Source organism: Lysinibacillus sp. KU-BSD001 (assembly GCF_042920265.1).
GTDB lineage: Bacteria > Bacillota > Bacilli > Bacillales_A > Planococcaceae > Lysinibacillus_B.
The window spans coordinates 117136-137363 of record NZ_JBDQZI010000010.1 but is presented as its reverse complement, the minus strand read 5'-3'; the positions used below and the strand labels follow the sequence as shown (position 1 = coordinate 137363).

Genomic DNA, 20228 nt, shown 5'->3' with positions numbered 1-20228 from the left:
ATGAACATATCATCCGTTTCAGAAAAAAAGCAGGTACTTGTTCCACGTAATTTTACGAAAGTTCTCATACTCCTAGTGATTTTACTCGGTATATGTATTTTAGCCTCGCTTGCATTTGGCTCTCGGATGGTCGGTTGGACGGATGTTCTGGATGGTTTATTCCATCCAGACGCCCAGTCTCATGAGGCCAATGTTGTTCGGCAAAGAATTGTGAGGACGATATTTAGTTTGATGTGTGGTGCTGCATTAGGCGTTTCAGGTGCACTCATGCAATCGGTTACGCGCAATCCTATTGCAGATCCAAGTATATTAGGTGTGAATACAGGGGCATCTCTTTTTGTCGTTTGCGGAATCGCCTTTTTCAATATTAGTTCGGCAAATCAATATATTTGGCTGGCAATAGCGGGGGCGATGATTACCGCTATTTTTGTATTTGGCATTGGTTCGATGGGAAGTGGCGGTGCGACACCTCTTAAACTCGTTTTAGCAGGTGCGGCGACAAGTGCCATCTTATCTTCACTCGTCGTTGCGGTGATGATTCCTCGTACGAATGTAATGGACCAATTCAGGTTTTGGCAAGTTGGAAGTGTTGGGGCAGGAAACTGGGATTCTATTTCTTTGTTTATTCCCTTTTTAATAGTAGGAATTATCATAGCCATCATCACAGCACCAGCATTAAATGCATTAGCATTAGGGGATGATGTCGCAACAGGGTTAGGCGTACGCACAGGTACGATTCGACTTGCTGGCGCATTTGGAGGCGTATTATTATGCGGTGCTGCAACGGCATTGGCAGGTCCAATTGGCTTTATTGGTTTACTCGCTACCCATCTCATTCGACTCGTTATTGGACCTGATTTACGTTATGTTATCCTACTATCAGCAATGTCCGGGGCGATTATTTTAACGATCTCGGATGTTTGTGGCAGGCTACTCGGTAGTCCCGGGGAGCTAGAGGTTGGCATCGTAACGGCGTTTGTTGGGGCACCGATATTAATTTTAATTACAATGAAAGCGAAAATGCGTGCATTATGATGAATGAAACAATGAATTCTATAATGAACTCGAGATTACGAAGACGGCGCCGTTTTCTATTCGTGACATCGATATTAGTGGTGATTGCGTTAGCACTTTGTAGCACCATGCTTATGCTCGGTAATACGATTTATCCTGTAAAAGATGTGATCAGCGTGTTGTTAGGTGAACAAATTAAGGGGGCATCATTTGCTGTTGGTACAATCCGTTTGCCGCGTATGATTGCAGGGGTATTTGCCGGATTTGCGTTTGGTGTTGGGGGCTATATATTTCAAACGATGCTACGTAATCCTTTAGCGAATCCCAATGTCATCGGTATAACAGCTGGCTCAAGTGCAGCGGCCGTTTTTTGCATCATTGTGTTGCAGGCAAGCAATACGACGGTTTCGATTGCTTCGGTTGTGGGTGGTCTTGCAACGGTGTTCATCATTTATGCACTGTCGAAAGGTTCATCGTTTTCAATTGGACGGCTCATTTTAATCGGTATCGGTATACAGGCAATGTTAAATGCGTTCATTTCATATTTAATGTTAATTGGTAAAACGCATGATATTCCAACTGCGATGCGGTGGCTTAGTGGCAGCTTAAATGGTGCAAAGATGGATACTCTTTATCCACTAATACTTACAGTTTGTATTTTTACACCGATTCTTATTGTCTTAGGAAAACGATTAGAAATGCTCGAGTTAGGCGAGCAAGCAGCGACATCACTTGGTGTAGATACAAATAAGACAAGGATCATACTGATCATCAGCTCAGTATTGATTATTGCACTAGCTACAGCGACAACAGGTCCGATTGCATTTGTTGCATTCCTTTCAGGGCCAATTGCAAAGAAATTAGTTGGTGTTGGATTTTCAAATATCATTCCAGCCGGTCTAATCGGGGTTATTTTAGTGCTGGCAGCGGATCTAATCGGTCAATTTGCCTTTGTTACTAGATATCCTGTAGGAGTGATTACCGGCATTCTCGGTGCACCTTACTTGATTTACTTATTAATTCGAATCAATCGAAAGGGAGATCTATAATGAAACCAACACACACATTTCAAGCTGAACATGTCACTGCTGGATATGATAATAAAACGATTTTATATGATATAGATGTAACCATTCCCAGCAATGAAATTAGCATTATTATTGGGGCGAATGGGTGTGGGAAATCGACACTGTTAAAAACGATGGCGCGGTTAATAAAACCTACGTCTGGACAAGTTTTACTGGATGGTAAACCAATTCATAAAATTCCACCGAAGCAATTAGCACGTGTGCTAGGGCTTTTACCTCAATCCCCGATAGTACCCGAGGGCATTACCGTTGCGGACTTAGTTGGACGAGGAAGGTTTCCACATCATACTTTTTTAAAGAGCTGGACGAAGAAAGATTATGAAGCAGTGGCAGAGGCAATGGAAATTATGAATATTACCGAATTCGCTGATTGCCATATTGATGAGCTTTCTGGTGGACAACGACAGCGTGTTTGGATTGCGATGGCACTGGCACAACAGACGGATATCTTATTTTTAGATGAGCCGACAACGTATTTAGATATTACATACCAAGTCGAAATACTCGATATGTTGACGGACTTAAATAAAAAACATGGTACAACGATTGTGATGGTTCTTCATGATATTAACCTATCCGGACGTTATGCAGACCATATTTTTGCGCTGCACAAAGGCAAACTCATAGCGGAAGGCCCACCAGCTGAAGTCATTACAAGTTCATTAATCAAAGATATTTTTGGTCTCGATTGTATGGTCATGCAAGATCCGGTATCACATTCGCCATCTGTAGTACCAATAGGACGACATCATAATAAACTTGGCATGTTGTAAAAATCATACCCTTATAGCTGAAGACTTTGGATAAATGAGATAGGAGTGTTTTGAATGGATGACATCTATGATATTACGATTATCGGTGGCGGACCAAGTGGACTCTATAGCGCATTTTACGCAGGGTTACGAGACTTAAAAACGAAAATTATTGAATATAAATCTACCTTAGGTGGGAAATTGCATGTCTATCCTGAAAAAATCATTTGGGATATTGGTGGTTTAACTGCTACACCTGCTCAAAAAGTGATTGAAAATCTAATAGAACAAGGCTTAACATTTAATCCAACTGTTTGCTTAAATACGAAGGTAGATTTAGTAACGAAGAAAGATGATTTATTTGTAATTGAGACAAGTACAGGTGAAAAGCATTTTTCAAAAAAGGTAGTTGTGGCAGTAGGCGGAGGCATTATTAGTCCTATTAAATTGCATGTCGAAGGTGCTGAAAAATATGAGGTATCCAATCTGCACTATACGATTCGAGGTATCCAAAGTTTTAAAAATAAATCGCTCTTAATTTCAGGCGGGGGAAATTCTGCCATTGATTGGGCTAAAGATCTAATCGGCATTGCTAAACACATTACTGTCATTTACCGCGGAGAAAACTTATCTGCTCATGAGGCACAGATTCGCTATTTACAAGAAAATGGCGTGCCGATTATGACAAATACACAAATCCAATCCCTTGTAGCAAACGAGGAAAAGACAAAAATTAAAGAAGTCATCTTGGAAAACGTGGCGACAAATGAAACATCAACAATCGTTGTAGATGATGTATTAGTTAATCATGGTTATGATCGTGATCACTCTTTTACATTTGATGCTCCTGTGAATCCAGAACGTGATGTCGAATACCAATATTATATAACGACAAATGGAAAAGGCTTAACAACTGTTGATGGAATATATGCTGTTGGTGATATTTCAAAACATGAGAATAAAGTTTACTTAATTACAGGTGCATTTCAAGATGCTATCAATGCCATCAATGATATTAAGCTAAGTCTAGAGCCCACTGCTGATAAAGTCGCAAAAGTTTCTTCACACAATGAAATTTTTGAAGCGCGAAATCGTGAAATTATAAATAAGACGTTAGTAAATAGATAGAATTCCATTCAGAACTAATAAATAAAACTAGCCCTTGTATTCAGCAAGGGCTAGTCCCATTTTACTTTGTAGTTAATTGTAATGCAGGGCCGAAAAATTCATAGTGAATTTGACTGTCTGAGATATTGCATTCATGTAAAGCGTTTACGGCTGCTTCCATAAATGGTATTGGCCCGCAAATGTACACTTGTGTATCTTGTGTGACGACCTGTCGTAGCACGTTCGTACTGATGTACTCATTTTTGTCAGAGTATAACACTTGATGATGTGGGTTACTGTCTTTTTTGAATGCACTGAATAGCTTACGTAAACCCGTTGGACCATTTAATGTGTTCATTTTATTTTGGATAGCCTCGTGGAAAGCAAGGACATTTTCGTTACGTGCACATTGAATGAATGTGACGTTTTCTTTATTTTCAATCGTTTGGAACATCGCATTTAACGGTGTGACCCCAATCCCACCACTAATGAATAATACAGGTGCTTTTGTCGGCTCATATGTGAATACACCAGCTGGAGCACTCACGTCAATGATTGTGCCAATCGCTGCCTCGTGTAAAAAGTTTGATACTTTTCCTTTTGGATTATGCTCGCTTTCACGTTTCACAGAAATGCGGAATTCCTGTGCATTGCTTGGTTGTGATAATGTATATTGACGATTTAACAAGTACTCTTCGCCTGGTGCTTTTACGCGAATTGATACGTATTGACCTGGTTGATATGCGGGTACTTTTGAGCCGTCTACTGGTGTTAAGTAGAAAGATGTCACATCATCACTTTCTTTGACAGTACGAGCAATTTGGAACTGTTTAAATGCACGCCAGCCCCCGTTTTGTTCCGCTGCTTTATATAAATCCTCTTCCACTGAAATAAAGATATCAGCAATCACGCCATATGCTTTAGCCCATGCATCGATGATTTCGTCTGTTGCAGCATCTCCCAGTACTTCTTTAATCGCCGCCAGTAAATATTGACCGACAATTGGATAATGCTCTGGTAAAACGCCAAGACTGACGTGTTTATGTGCAATTTGTACAACTACCGGTACGATTGGTTCTAAGTTGTCGATATGTTTCGCTGCTGCATAAACAGTATTGGCTAAAGCACCTTGCTGACGACCTTTTGTTTGATTTGTATGGTTAAAAATATTTAATAATGATGGATTATCTTTAAATAAGTTGTGATAAAAAGTTTTTGTAATGGCTACGCCGTGTACTTCTAAAACAGGAACAGTTGATTTAATAACGTTGATAGTATGTTGGTCTAACATGTTGAACACGTCCTTTCGTGATAAATATATGCCTATTCATCTTTTAAAGCAATATGTAAAATACATCTTTAACAAAATAGACACAAACATGTATGTAAAATACTTCTTTTATGTGAAATGCGTTTATAACTCTTGTAGAAGATAAAGATACAAGATTGGGTTAACGCTTTTGTAGAAGAAATGAATTTACGTAAGTTGAGGAGGCATAGGGTGAAGGTACACCGAAAAGTATTTGAACATCGAGTAGCTAAATAAACATAATCATTTTATTGTGAAATGAATATGTTTATTTTATTATGAATATATTCATAAACACTATCATATGAATTAAACATACTCACTTTTATTATAAATGAGTATGTTTGATTCTAAATGAATATATTCATAAACGAGGTAAATGATGAGAACGTATAATTATGAACAATTAAAGCAACTTATGATACCGATGGAAACGGTGAATCTGATTGCGAAAATTAATGAATACAAAGGCAAGCAGGAGTTGTATAAGCAGCAAGCTCCGCAAATATTAAACACTTTAAAAGATGTGGCAATTATTCAATCGACAAAGGCATCTAATGCAATTGAGGGAATTATTATCACAGATAGTCGTTTAAAAAGCATTATGGAAAACGATACAAACCTTCAGGATCGCTCAGAAGGGGAAATTGTGGGATATCGTGATGTATTGCAATTGATACACTCTTCTTTTGATGCCATACCGGTTAGAGAAAGTGTTATTTTACAATTGCATAAAGAGATGTATCGGTATATTGGGATTGAAGGTGGGCGATGGAAAAACGTTGATAATATCATTAGTGAAACATTTTCTGATGGCACAAAACGTATTCGCTTTGAGCCAGTTTCAGCTTTTGAAACACCAGCTGCTATACAAAGATTATGTGAAGAATTACGAGAAAGAATGTCAAAAGCAGATGTAGAGCCTCTGATTTTAATAAGTGTATTTATTTTAGATTTTTTATCGGTACACCTATTTAATGATGGAAACGGACGTATGGCTCGTTTGTTGACGCTATTACTGTTATATCAATTTGGATTTGAAGTAGGGCGCTATATCAGTCTTGAGAAAATTATAGAGGATTCGAAAGAGGATTATTATGAAACGCTAAGAAAATCATCCGTTCATTGGCATGACAATACCAATGATATTTTCCCATGGGTGAATTATTTGTTAGGTACATTTGTAGCCGCCTATAAAGACTTAGAGAGCCGAGTAGGCATACTAGAGTCACAAAAAGGAAGCAAGAGCCAACGTGTACATGCCTTCATTGAAAAGAAACTAGGGTATTTTACAAAAGGGGATATCCGCAATGCATGTCCAGATGTGAGTGAGGCAACCATTAATCGCGTGTTAAATGAATTGAAGGAACAAAAAGCCATTGTGCCTGAAGGGTTAGGACGTAATGCGAAGTGGAAGAAAATTTAGGGAATTAATAATAATTGTACCTGTTTATCAGCGAATCCCCCTAAAAAGCCGACAAGTGCTTTTTAGAGGGATATTAATTACGGATTCTCCACAAAATAAGTCAACTGGATTAGCATATCTTCTTTCAACTGATAAGCAATGACTAACATATAGAATCCTTTATCTTCTGCTGACAGGTCGATTGTAAACTGATCTGCATTTGGTGCAAGTAGAGTAGTATCTACATATATTTCTTTGTTCGTTTTCGTATGTCTAAGACCGATTTGATAAGGATTTACATAGTGACCGTCTAATCCTTTTACTAAGTTTTCCACTGTCGTTACGGGTCCCGTTAAGCTTTTTACTTCTACGATTTGCGGGTGGGCCATAACAGTTTCTAATTTACTTAGATCTTTTAATGGTGAGAAATCAGTAATCGCATTTCCCGAAATGTCTAGTGAAACTAAATGTTTAGCATATTGTAAGCCTTCTAAACTTGAGATTCGAGCAGATGGATTACTTAGGCTCGTGAGATTGTACATATCACGTAATGTAATTTCACCTGTAAGACCTAGTGTTTGCTGGATCGCCTTTTTCAGATGGTGATCTTGTATTGTTATTACTTGATCAAAGTCAATTGCTACTAATGCGGCTATTGCTTGTTTTAGCACTTCTACAGCTTGGTCAATCGCTATTTGCGTCGGTTGTGGATGAGCAAGTAGCGCTTCCGCTTGTACAATGCTAGCTCGTAACGCCTCCATACTTTCAGTTGTGTAGTTTTCAGTGTTAATGGTTTTTGCTTCTTCAATAGCTAGTGTCAAATCTTGTGTAAACACACGGTCTGGATTTGCGAAATGCAATTTAGCATCTCCCCATGATGCATGGTCAGAACCGTTGCCATTTCCTCCGTCAGTCACTACTAACTTTAGCTCTTTCGCACCGCTAATATTGACTTCAATGAACTTTTGCGGATCTCTCGAGGCCATTAAGCCACTGTCAAATTGTTTTTCCCCATCAACAAACACTTGGAATATCACCGAACCAATAGAGCCAAACATTTGACGGTCTACGCCAACAACCGCTGTGAAGTAATCTGCATCTTTATTTGTTAAATCATAGACGATGGTGGAGTTAGAATGGGTACCAATGCCTTTTTCGTAAACTTTTTCGTTACCATCTTCTCCTGTTAGTCTGATTTTCTTTTGACTAATAGCTAAATCTTTTACAGGTGCTGCATAACTGTATTGCATAGACTGCCAATCAAAATCGGACAGGTAATGATAGTCGTTCATATCGACAACAGAGATTGTTCGTGTTTTTGTCACTTCATTGCCATCACAATCTGTGACTGTATAAGTAATCTCATACTTCCCAGTGCGATTAAAGTTAACTTGATCGGCGCCAGTCACTTGTACAGCATTTGTTAAATTACCATCTTCAGCGTCTGTTGCAGAATAATTTCCGTTGATGTCAATCGGTGTTCCAACTTTCGTAGCAACATCTTTAGGAATCGAAAGCTGTGGCAGTCCATTTGAAATATAAAACTTGGCATCAGCAAAATTTGCATGGTCCGATGCATTACCATTACTTGAATCATTGGCAATAAGGGTTAATTCTTTTACACCTTTCAGTGGAACTCTTACTAATTTTGCCTCTGTGTTGTATTTCATCACGCCGCTATTATAAACTTCTTGACCATCTGCAACGATTTTGAACGTAACACTGGAGTTAGCATTTTCAGGGATGTTTTGGTCTACACCAACGAGTGCTTCAAAGTAGTCGTAGTTTTTGCCTGTAAGATCATACACAATGGTAGAGTTGGCATGTGTCCCGATGCCTTTAGTAAATGCTTTTTGCTCACCATTCACGCGTAGCTTAATCGGTCCACCTGAAGAAGCCTTGTCTTTGTTTACCGTGCTCCAAGCAGTTTGTGCAGACGTCCAATTGATATCGGATGCAAATTGCTCATCACTGTATACATAAATCGTTTTGGATTTCGTCGCAACGTTGTTATCGCTATCTGTTACAGCATACTCGATTGTGTAAGTACCTGTTTTTTTTGTAGTAAAGCCGTGATCTGTCACTTGAATCTGTTGTTTTAGATCGCCATCTTCTATATCTGATGCTGTCACATCTTTTAAAAGATCAACATCACTGTTTAACTTCACCATTGTGAAGTCTTCAGAAATCGTTAATGTCGGCATACTAGAGTCTTTCGTAAATTTCGCATCCGCCCATACAGTATGGTCAAATGAATTACCATTTTCATTTGCATCTGTTGTCACGAGCTTTACTTCTTTCGCGCCTTTAACAGGAACTTTGACAAATGCATGTTCAGTGTTTGATTTGAATACGTCACTAGCAAATTTCTTTTCACCGTCTACCCATACTTCAAAAGTGGCGGATGAGGCTTTTCCTTTTACGTTTTGGTCTATGCCGATATAGCTTTCAAAGAAATCAAAGCCTTTTCCTTCGATATCATATACAACTTCTGAATTCGCATGTGTTCCAAGTCCTTTTGCATAAGTAGCATCTAACCCTTGTCTTACAAGTGTAATCGGTGTGCCAGGCGTTGCTGTATCTTTTTTCAAATCGCCATATTGAATATTTGCCGATTTGGCATTCATATCGGAGACATAGGCATAATCGCTTGTTACGGACACTTTTGTTGTTTTAGTTGCTGTAATATTAGCATTCGTTACTTCGTAAACAATTTCATAGTTCCCTTTTTTAGCAACATGGACATTATTCGATTTGATCACGATATCTTCTGTTATATTATGTCCAGCATATGAGGCTGCTTTGACATAATCCATCGGGTCATACTGTTGATGTAATTTCAGCGTTACTTGCTCCTCGACAGATAAGGCAGGTTGTTGTGATTTCACTTCAACGGGTTTTAAACTATTTAATTTTTTGTCATAAGCTATAATTTCATACGTATGTGGAACTGTTACATCTACATTTTTATCGACAAATGACAGACTCGTTGTGTAGCCAACTACTTTGCCATCTCGAAGTATTTCATAACCCATAGCAGCATCTTTATTTGCCGCATCAATATCATATGTGATGGTCATCTCATTTTTTTCTTTATTTGCTTTTAGAGCGTGTATCGTAACACTCGCATTGTTTGAGAATCCAGCCCCTTCATAGCCTCGTCCTACACTATGCATGTATTGTAATTTCACACTTGGTTTAGGTAAATGAGCTACCTTTTCCTTCATCTTAACTGTAGCGGTTACATAGCCCCAATCTTCGAAAAATGCGGTTAAGTCTGTTTCTGTCGCTAAAGATAAACCTACAACTAATCTTTGCAAGTTGCTTCCTAAGCCATTCATCACGCCATTTGGATTTGTTCGAGCAATGCGAGAAGCCTTACCATAGCTGTCTTCTCCGTAATAATATTGCACTTGCTCAAGGATGCCTAAGTAAGTCCAGAAGCCATGGTTTACTGTTTCACCTGAAAATCTTTTGTATAATGTGTTCCAATCTACGCGGTCGTTATGACTGTTTTCGAATTTCTTTCTCATGATTACTGAATAAAGATTGTTCGTGATTTCACCGTGTTCCATCGTGGAGTTATTAATGTTATGGCCCCATTCATGGAAATAAACCCAACCATCATTACCAGAAACACCAAATGGTTTTACGATTTGTTTGAAGAAGCCATCATCTCTTCTAGGGGAGTTCCCACCGTTATATCCTGTGTATCCCCAGTCAGACCATCCATAAGGTCCTTTCGTAAACACCCTTGAAGTAAACTTTGCATTAAAGCGGCGATCGTTTTCTGTATAACCGCTAATTGTTTGGAACTCTTTCCACATGCTTTCCCAGTCATTCATTGTGTCTGCTACTGTTTTGCCTGTCGGTTTTAATTCCTGTATGCCTTTTAGTGCACCAGCAGCAGTTGTAGAAATTGTATTGTTTTCAGAAACAAGCTCTGCCACATTATAGATAACGTCTTTCGGGATGCCACTGGCAAAGTCATTGTCATTTGTACTAATGTTCGCCACATATGCTTCTAACTCTTTTTCAAACGCTGCAGGGTCCGTTTTGCCGTGATAGTAAACAGGGAAGGCTGTACCACCAACTAATCGTACTTTCGGTGCATAAGCTTGCTCATTTGGTAACGCGGGGTTTTCTACATAGACAACGGCAGGTTTCATATTGTCATAGGAAGGAGCTGTTATCGTATTTAACCCTGGTTTTAATGAATATCTTCTAATCCAGCCGTTTTTATCATCCGCTATTTGTCCTAAAATTAAGTTCGGCATGACGCCATTTTCATTGGCATCCACAAAAACTTGAATCGTCTCACCCGGCACGACATATCGGCCAAATGTATCTAAAGAGAAAGAGGTTCTGGCAATTTGATGCTCTCTTGCTTCTGTACTCGAGTTCCCTCGTTGTGATGCAGTGACGATTGCCTCGTTCGAAACATTGACATTATTGAGTATATCTTTTGCGATATGTAAGTTTACTTGTAACTGCTCCTTTAATGGGTGTGTAGCAGCCTCTGCCTCTAATTGATTGATAACACTTAATGAAGCAAATTCAGGCTTTAATTCATTCATTAAGCCGTTCGTAAATAGGCTGTTTATTTTTTCTGTTAAAGGATCTTCTTTATAAAATTGAAATTCTGCTGCACTTGCCCAGTCTTGATTTGCTTTTTTAAAGACAAATTTTACGCGCTTAAACGTAGTAGGGGCAAACTGAATTTCTACAATATCGCCAGTAGAACCTGTATATTCACCTGAAGATACGAGCGTAAAATTATCACCTGTGTCTGTCGGGGAGCTATAGATGTCAAACTGTTGGGCAAAACCTTTCCCTCGTACACTTTCTTGGCGAGCCGCGTAAACAATACGATTCAATGTCATCGTTTCATTAAAATTAATGACAACTTCATTTGTGAATGTGGCGCTATTTGGCTTACCTGTTTCCCAGTGTGTATTCATATCGCCATCGATTGCTTTATCAATCGTAGAGCTATAATATTTTCCACCATTGTTTGTAATCGATTTAATATTCGTGTTGGCTATTTTAAATACGTCATTGTAGGCACTTAAAATGTCTTTTCCGTATAAATCAAATTTCTTAATGGAAGCAGTCGCCATATTAGCTTGGGCTGTTGTCGTGACGGTGCTCCCATTCGGACTTTCACTCGCTAACACATTTATTGGGCCGCCGACTAAATTGAAGACCAAGGCCGCTACGGATGCCATCTTAATAACTTTCATACATAATTCCTCCTGATGATTTAATTCCTAAGAAGCACATAAAAAAGCTACTCAAAAAAGAGTAGCTTAATTTCACATAAGGGCATCTTTAAAAAACTCCACACAAAAATGCTTCGTTTTTAATCGTGCCTTACTAAACAAAAAGTAGAATGTACTCTTCGGCAACTGGCTGACATAGTTGTATAAACCTTAGTCCCTATAGCTTTGCGTCCCTAAATTTCTTTAGGTTTGCCTATTCAATTTTTCTACTTAAAGAATAGCATAGTGAGAATTATTTCCAAAGAACAATTAGCCCTAAATTTATTACTGCTCATTAGGTTAAATGGGCGAGGAGATTAAGTGAACAAAAAGTGAACTCACTAAATGATAGGTAATAGGGTAGGTAGAGAAGGGGGACATACCAGTTCGCCTAAACGTTGACGAATTGGTGTGTCCCCATTCTATTAATTATAACCAATATTCTTATCGAATAAATGCGCCTTCTTTTACTACGACTTTGCCTGCTTTAATAACTGTATTTGTATGGTTCATGCCGTAGAAATATTGCAATTGTTTATAGTTTGGTACATTGAGTAATAAGATATCAGCTTTTTTACCAACTTCTAAAGAGCCAATTTTCTCACCACGATTAATCGCATAGGCGGCGTTAATCGTTGTAGCAACAAGTACTTCTTCCATTGTCATCCCCATATTCATACAAGCTAAATTTTGGATGAATGGTAAAGAAATTGTCGGTGATGAGCCTGGATTGAAATCGCTAGAAATTGCAACAGGTACACCGCGATCAATCATGAGTCGTCCACGTGCAAAAGGGGCACGTAAGAAAAATGCTGTTCCCGGTAATAGTACGGCAATTGTGCCGGCTTTTGCCATTGCTTCAATACCTTCATCAGATGCTACTAATAAGTGTTCTGCAGAAATGGCACCAAGCTCCGCGGCAAGTTCAGCTCCTTCATACGGTTCGATTTCGTCCGCGTGAATTTTTGGTGTTAGACCGTAGTCCTTCCCAGCTAATAAAATTTTTCGAGATTGTTCGGGTGTGAAGACGCCTTTTTCACAGAAAACATCATTAAATTCTGCTAAACCTAGCTCCGCTACTTTCGGTAGCATTTCGTTAATGACTGCATCCACAAAATCATCTTCGCGTCCTTTATATTCACTTGGTACAGCATGGGCACCCATGAATGTAGAAACAAGGTCGATTTCATGTGTTTCTTGTAATTTTTTTACTACTTCCAGCTGCTTTTTTTCTGTTTCCCAATCTAGACCGTAGCCTGATTTTGCTTCAACTGTTGTGACACCGTATGTTAAAAACTGATTTAAAATTTTATAAGATTTTTCATATAATTCATCAAAAGAAGCTTCACGTGTTTTGGTTGTTGTATAGTGAATACCACCGCCCGCATTCATAATTTCCATGTAGGTAGCACCGCGTAAACGCATATTTAATTCGTGTTCACGTGTACCTCCATGGACAAGGTGCGTATGGCAATCGACAAGTCCTGGCATGACGACTTTGCCCGTTGCGTCCACAACGTCTGCCTGTGCCACTTGCTCGGCAAATTGTTTTTTGATTTCAGCGAGAGGACCAATCGCAATAATGCGATCGCCCTCTACTAAAATACTGCCATTTTCAATAATAGATAACTCACTCATGGCTTTGCCTGTACGTGGTCCATTTACGGTACTTTGCATCGTAATAATTTCATTTGCATTTTTGATTAATAATGGCATATCAGCATCATCCTTTTAACATTGGCATATTAACGCCCTTCTCTTTTGCCGTACGAATAGCAATCTCATAACCAGCATCCGCATGACGTACAACACCCATACCTGGGTCAGCTACTAATACGCGGTTAATTTTGTCTGCTGCTAGTTGAGAGCCATCTGCTACTAAAACTTGCCCTGCATGTTGTGAGTAACCCATACCTACGCCACCGCCGTGGTGAATACTTACCCAGCTAGCACCACCAGCTGTATTCACAAGTGCGTTCAGTAATGGCCAGTCAGATACAGCGTCTGTACCGTCACGCATACCTTCTGTTTCACGGTTTGGAGAAGCAACCGAACCAGAGTCTAAGTGATCACGACCAAATACGATCGGTGCTTTTAATTCACCATTCGCTACCATTTCGTTTACACGAAGCGCAAAGCGGTGACGGTCACCATAGCCTAGCCAGCAAATACGAGATGGTAGCCCTTGCCATTTAACCATTTTTTGTGCCATATCAATCCAGTTAACTAATCCTTCATCATCCGCAAACATTTCTTTTGCAAGTGCATCTGTTTTATAAATATCTTCTGGATCACCTGATAAAGCTGCCCAGCGGAATGGTCCTTTCCCTTCACAGAATAGCGGACGGATGTAAGCTGGTACGAAGCCAGGGAAATCAAAGGCATTTTCTACACCCATTTCTTGTGCGTACGCGCGGATGTTATTACCGTAGTCGAATGTTTCCGCACCTGCTGCTTGGAATTCTAGCATTGTACGAACATGCTCTGCCATTGTTTCTTTTGCTTTTTGTTCGTATGTTTTTGGATGGTTTTTGCGCAGTTCTAGCGCTTCCTCGTAGCTCATACCATTTGGCACATAGCCGTTGATTGGATCATGTGCGGATGTTTGGTCTGTTACAAAATCAGGAATGATGCCACGATTTAATAATTCACGGTTGACATCTGCACAGTTGCCAACTAAGCCAATAGATGCAGGTTCTTTTGCCGCTGTTAATTTGTTAACTAACTCGATTGCTTCATCTACTGTTTCAACGATATAGTCACAGTATCCTTCTTTAATTTTACGCTCAATGCGAGCACGTTCTACTTCGACTACCAGAATAACTGCACCAGCCATTTTCCCTGCTAATGGTTGAGCACCACTCATACCGCCCATACCACCAGTTAAAATAAACTTACCGCGAAGGTCTGGTGTACCGAATTTTTTCTTTCCAGCTTCTACAAAGCTTAAGTATGTTCCTTGTAAAATGCCTTGAGCACCGATGTAAATCCAGCTACCAGCTGTCATTTGTCCATACATCATTAAATTGCGTTCTTCCAGTTTATAGAAATGTTCCCAGTTCGCCCATCCTGGCACTAAGTTCGAGTTTGCAATTAACACTCGTGGTGCGTTTTCATGTGTTTTGAATACAGCAACTGGTTTCCCAGATTGCACAAGCATTGTTTCATCATTTTCTAGCTCTTTTAATGTTTCAATTATTTTATGGAAGCTTTCCCAGTCACGTGCTGCTTTCCCGATTCCTCCATATACAACTAACTCATCAGGATTTTCTGCTACTTCTGGGTCAAGGTTGTTCATTAACATACGCATTGCTGCTTCTTGTGTCCAACCTTTACATGTTAATTCATTGCCACGTGGTGCACGGATATTTGTTTTGATTACCATTTGTTTATCTCTCCCTTTGTTTAGAACTTACTCTTATTTTATGTTTCTGAAAAGTCTAAATAAATAGAACAATCCCATATTTTATAGTAAAATATTTATATAAAAGAGTTATCTTTTGTTTAAAATAAGATTTTTTTAAAAAATAGAAAAAATTTAAGAGGTGAAATGGATGCTGATTATCATAGCAGAATCAGATATAGAAGAGGCACAAGGGATTGAATGGTTCTTAAAGGCGTACATCCCACATCGGTTGTATATTAAAAAGGCAATAAACACGGAGCAGGTAATACGCTTTATCGAAGAAGAGCAACCACAGTTACTAATTATTGATATTACATTCATTAATATGACATTAAAATTATTTCTTCAAAATTATCCACACATGCACATTATTTCAACGACGATGCAGCCGATGTTTCAGTATGCAGCGACAGCGATTGAAATTCAAAGTAGAAAATTATTTGTTAAACCGATTCCACTAGAGGATTTAAAGAAAACGATATTATCTTTGCCATTAGCCAAACATGAGCCAGTGCAATCTATAGCTTTGCAAAGGAAAAATGTTTATGATGAAATTTTTTACCGTGAAGACGGGACCATTGTGTACGAAACGTTTTTCACGATTGAACTGAAAAATGTGGGGATGATGGGGGAGTTGGCCAAATGGTTAAGGACATTAACGATTTTTCAAAAGATTGATGTGTATCCTTTGAATAAGCGAATGATTTGTTTTGTTGATTCTTTATCTCAAAAAGAAATGTTCAAAGTAGGGCGTTTATTGATTAATGAATGGAAAGAACAGCACGGTGAAGTGATTAATATTTGTTTTTATGATGAGGAACCTACTACGGTTAATGCGATGTATCGTAAAGTAATAGCAAATTTATCACATCGTTTTTATAAAGGATATGAGCAAGTATTTTTTACGTCGGACCCGATCAAATACGATACGTTTGATCCATTACTTACACCGGAGCAACAGCAATTGTGGATACATAGCTTAGAACATGGAGATATGGCGATGTTAAAAGCATCCTTACTACAGTTACGCCAGCAGCATTATTATCATGAAGAGGTACGTATTCATTTAACGAGTGTGCTCGCACAAATTCGTCGTTTTATGATGAAATACCATTTGCAATTAGATTCGCACTTGGAAAAACGGTATCGTAATTTATTTCATATTATTTTGGATGAGCCAATTTTGCATGTAATTTTACAGGAAATTATAGTGTTTTTACAATCGCTATTACAAAAAGTACAGTCGATTCATGTATCAAAACAAGCCGATTATACGGAGCAAGCGATTGCCTATATTGAGCAACATTATGCGGATTCATCGATTAACTTACAGCAAATGGCGCGTGACATTGGCATTAATGCCAATTATTTAAGTTCTCTTTTTACGAAAAAGCAGGGGCTACATTTGAAGAAATATTTATCAAATTATCGCATTCAGCAGGCAAGTAAGCTACTGTTGACAACGGATATGCCTGTGTCAGAAATTGCTGTATCATGTGGATTTGAAGATGTTAATTATTTTATTAAAGTGTTTAAACAATATTTTAATGATACACCATTAAAATATCGCCATCAGCATAAAGGTAAATAGTTTATAAAGAAGCACGCACATCGGTAGAAGTTTACTAATGTGCGTGCTTTTTGTTATACTTTTTCATTTTTTAGCATCATATTGCGGTACTGAGAAGGGGTTTTGCCAACTATATTTTTAAATACACGACTAAAATAACGAGAATCATAGTATCCGATTTGATTGCTAATGTCGGAAATAGATAGACTCAATTTAAGTAGTAGCTCTTTAGCGCGCTGAATGCGTAAATTGGTAATATACTCGATAAAAGACTGCTTCGTTACTTTTTTAAATGCGTTGCTAAAATAGTTCGGCGTTAGTTGGACGGTTTCAGCTACTTCTTCTAACGTAATGCCATGGCAATAGTTTTTTTCGATAAATTGAATGGCACGATTGATCGAACCGGATGTTTTAGAGCTATGCGCTTTCGAGAGCGCTTGTATTAAAAAGTGAATGATATGCCTCATCCATTGTTGAATTTCAGCAATATTTTCGAGCTTTGGTAATTCTTTTTCGATTTCATTGTATAGCTTGATTATTTCTAAAGAATCCACACCGCCTTCCATCGTGGCACGACATAGGGTCACTACAATATTAGAAATAACAATCTTAAATAAATTTGGTTGTATAGTGGATTTCGTAAATAGCTTTTTTTCGAGTATGCTGTACTCATCTTGAATGCCTTCTATATCACCAATAATTAATTTATTGCAAAGAATGGAGACATCTAAGTCAAAAATTAACTTGGAAGTACTATAAGTTTGTTGAATCTCGCTAATATGGACGATACTTTGTTTCCCTTCGTAAAATTTTTGTTCTTGGGCTAAAAAGGCTTCTTCATAGGCCATATGTAAGTTGCGTACATCACTATAATAATTACTAATACCAATCGTTAAGGAATACTGTGTTTGATCAAAAACATATTGACGTAGCTTTGTTGCAAGTTCCTTCATTTCAACAAAGTATTCGTATTCGTATGCTTGTACATTGGCGGAGTATAAAATAGCAATTTTATCTGCCCCTGTTGTGACGGTAATAGTTTCTAATTTTTGTTCTGTAAAAAATTGATCAATAGTATCCATTACATGTTTACGAATGGTGTATTCCCATTGTTCACTTTTACGTTCGACCATTTTAGCGAAATCATCAATATGTACAAGGAGTACAATATTAGGAAGTTGTATACTCCCCGTTAAACTATAACGATCCCAAATACTCTTAATGTTTTTGATATTACCGTATATGAGATCATATGCCAGGCTAAATTTCATATAGGCGATATGTTGTTCATCTAAACGAATAGATGGTTTATTTAACGCTTGGAAAGAATCATGCACAATTGTTTCAATATATTGGTGCAGTAGTGACATTTCGTGCATTTCAAAAGCCTCACGAAAGCCAAGGTGCATAAATTGCCGATATTTTGTTAAAGAAATCACATCATCAAACGCGATATATATATTATCTTGAGCGGGTAGAGAAAATAGCGGGTCATCCATATCGCGCATGTCTATGATAAAGATACTTTCTCTGGATGAAGTGGAAAAAAAATCATCAAAGGTGATATACTCTTGTCGAATGTAGCAAAGATTTGGGAAATGAATATCTTTTCGTACATCTGCATTTGCGACGACAATAATCTGCTTGACCATTAAACCACCTCACACATATTAAAATTTGTATTTTTTTAGCTTTTCAAGCATTTGCTGTGCTTTTTCATACTGAGCATCTGCATGACGAATAATATTCATGGCAGGGTCAATTTCAAGAACTTTTGTAAGTTTTTGATGGGAATTTTCTGTACCATCTACGACAATAGACATTCCTGTATGAATAGATTTGCCAATTCCGACACCAGCACCGTGTTGTATCGAAACTAAAGAGGCACCACAGCTTGTATTTAATAAGGCTGTTAAAATCGGCCAATCAGCTATCATATCACTGCCATCTAGCATGCTTTCTGTTTCACGGTGAGGAGCAGCAATTGTACTTCCTTCAGAATGGTCCCGTGTCATCACAATAGGTCCTGATAAAATTTTATTTTTGACGAGCTCATGTAAAATTTCTCCTACTAAAATACGTTCCTCGTAGTTTAACCAACAAGTTCGAGCAGGTAAACCATGAAAACTGAGCTTTTCTTGGGCATATTGAATCCAACGCGTTAACCGATCGTTGTTTGAGAATCGATTAAGCAAAATATTATCAATAATATAAATATCATTGGGGTTGCCTGATAAAGCAATCCAACGGCAAGGACCACGCCCTTCAAAATAAAATGGTCGAATATATTCTTTTGTGAAAACTGGAAAAGAAAAGGCTTCCATCAACCCATTACTAAAAGCTTCTGCTCGAATATTATTTCCATAGTCAAAAACAATTGCACCTTTTTCTTGAAATTGCAACATTGATTTGACTTGTTCAACAACGGAGCGTTTAGCGAACTTGAGGTACTCTTTTGGTTTTTTTGTTCGCAAATACGTAGCTTGCTCAAATGACAAGCCTTGTGGAATCAACCCATTTAATAAATCATGGGTTGCTGTTTGATCTGTGACAATATTAGGAACAAAACCTAAGTCCAAGCATTCTTTATAGACATCAATGGCATTGCCAACTAGGGCAATGGCATAAGGCATTTTTTGATGAGCAGCTTCTTTTGCTAAGGTGATTGCTTCTTTTAAATTATCCACCTTTACATCACAGTAGTTATTTAATAAGCCGCGGTTAATTTTGTTTTCATCTATTTCGACAATAATTGAAACCCCGCCATTCATCGTAACAGAAATAGGTTGCGCGCTCCCCATGCCACCGAGTCCAGAGCTTAAAACAATTTTACCAGCAAGTGAATGTTGGAAATAACGTGCCCCGATTTCATGAAATGTCTCAAAGGTTGTTTGCAAAATACCTTGTACACCAATATATGACCATGATGCTGCTGTAGCTTGTCCATACATCGTTAAGTCTTTATCACATAAATAATTAAAGTGTTGCATATTTGCAGTATCCGGAGCAAGCATAGCAGCTGTAATGAGCACGCGCGGAGCACTTTCAAATGTTTGCATAATCGCTACGGGCTGCCCGGATTGAATCAGCAATGTTTCATCAGGCTGTAAAGTTTTTAAATAATGTAGTGTTTCTTGAAATGTTTCGTTATTTTTTGTTGCTTTGCCCATTCCACCGTAAACGATAAATTCAGGGCTATTTTCTGCAACACGTGGATCTAAACAGTTTAAAAACATCCGATAAAGACCTTCGATTTCATCATTTTGGCATTGCCGCTCTTGTCCAATAGGTACGCGAATGGTTTCCATAACTTCAC

12 protein-coding genes and 1 riboswitch are annotated in these 20228 nt (G+C 38.3%); of the genes, 6 read left to right on the top strand and 6 right to left on the bottom strand.

The features are described from left to right. Genes AAGS61_RS14760 through AAGS61_RS14745 form a run of 4 tightly spaced genes read left to right on the top strand, consistent with a single transcriptional unit; the run spans position 1 to position 3982 of the window. Positions 1–1035: a FecCD family ABC transporter permease gene (locus AAGS61_RS14760; protein WP_391373445.1), complete on the top strand. Its 1035-nt coding sequence runs from the start codon at positions 1–3 to the stop codon at positions 1033–1035. Further along, complete coding sequence (locus AAGS61_RS14755) at positions 1032–2063, top strand: FecCD family ABC transporter permease (protein ID WP_391373442.1); 1032 nt, start codon at positions 1032–1034, stop codon at positions 2061–2063. Before AAGS61_RS14760 ends, AAGS61_RS14755 begins: the two co-directional genes overlap by 4 nt. Continuing rightward, positions 2063–2875 (top strand): ABC transporter ATP-binding protein, encoded by an 813-nt coding sequence (locus AAGS61_RS14750; protein WP_391373439.1) that lies wholly within the window; start codon positions 2063–2065, stop codon positions 2873–2875. Before AAGS61_RS14755 ends, AAGS61_RS14750 begins: the two co-directional genes overlap by 1 nt. Before the next feature lie 54 nt (positions 2876–2929). Beyond that, positions 2930–3982: an NAD(P)/FAD-dependent oxidoreductase gene (locus AAGS61_RS14745; protein WP_391373436.1), complete on the top strand. Its 1053-nt coding sequence runs from the start codon at positions 2930–2932 to the stop codon at positions 3980–3982. Positions 3983–4043: 61 nt separating this feature from the next. Here AAGS61_RS14745 and hmpA read toward each other — a convergent pair whose 3' ends face one another. Further along, entirely contained in the window at positions 4044–5252 is a 1209-nt protein-coding gene (gene hmpA / locus AAGS61_RS14740; protein WP_391373433.1) for an NO-inducible flavohemoprotein, read from the bottom strand. A gap of 400 nt (positions 5253–5652) precedes the next feature. Here hmpA and AAGS61_RS14735 point away from each other — a divergent pair, with 400 nt between their 5' ends. After that, entirely contained in the window at positions 5653–6696 is a 1044-nt protein-coding gene (locus AAGS61_RS14735; RefSeq protein ID WP_391373430.1) for a Fic family protein, read from the top strand. Between the two features lie 77 nt (positions 6697–6773). On the opposite strand, the gene AAGS61_RS14730 is transcribed toward AAGS61_RS14735, so the two are convergent. The 3 genes from AAGS61_RS14730 to hutU (AAGS61_RS14720) form a co-directional block, all read right to left on the bottom strand. Next, a complete protein-coding gene (locus AAGS61_RS14730) occupies positions 6774–11918 on the bottom strand; it encodes an NPCBM/NEW2 domain-containing protein (RefSeq protein WP_391373427.1) in 5145 nt (1714 codons plus the stop codon). Between the two features lie 157 nt (positions 11919–12075). After that, positions 12076–12161, bottom strand: a riboswitch (cyclic di-GMP riboswitch). A gap of 219 nt (positions 12162–12380) precedes the next feature. Beyond that, positions 12381–13652 (bottom strand): imidazolonepropionase, encoded by a 1272-nt coding sequence (gene hutI / locus AAGS61_RS14725; RefSeq protein ID WP_391373424.1) that lies wholly within the window; start codon positions 13650–13652, stop codon positions 12381–12383. Positions 13653–13659: 7 nt separating this feature from the next. Further along, complete coding sequence (gene hutU, locus AAGS61_RS14720) at positions 13660–15321, bottom strand: urocanate hydratase (RefSeq protein ID WP_391373421.1); 1662 nt, start codon at positions 15319–15321, stop codon at positions 13660–13662. Between the two features lie 169 nt (positions 15322–15490). On the opposite strand from hutU (AAGS61_RS14720), the gene AAGS61_RS14715 reads away from it, so the two are divergent. Continuing rightward, complete coding sequence (locus tag AAGS61_RS14715) at positions 15491–16933, top strand: helix-turn-helix domain-containing protein (protein WP_391373418.1); 1443 nt, start codon at positions 15491–15493, stop codon at positions 16931–16933. A gap of 53 nt (positions 16934–16986) precedes the next feature. Here AAGS61_RS14715 and AAGS61_RS14710 read toward each other — a convergent pair whose 3' ends face one another. Both AAGS61_RS14710 and hutU (AAGS61_RS14705) read right to left on the bottom strand, forming a co-directional pair. Next, the gene (locus AAGS61_RS14710) at positions 16987–18564 is read right to left on the bottom strand and encodes an AraC family transcriptional regulator (RefSeq protein ID WP_391373415.1); all 1578 of its coding nucleotides are present in this window, start codon (positions 18562–18564) and stop codon (positions 16987–16989) included. An 18-nt stretch (positions 18565–18582) separates the two neighbouring features. Continuing rightward, the gene (gene hutU / locus AAGS61_RS14705) at positions 18583–20220 is read right to left on the bottom strand and encodes a urocanate hydratase (protein ID WP_391373412.1); all 1638 of its coding nucleotides are present in this window, start codon (positions 20218–20220) and stop codon (positions 18583–18585) included. Positions 20221–20228 lie beyond the last annotated feature (8 nt).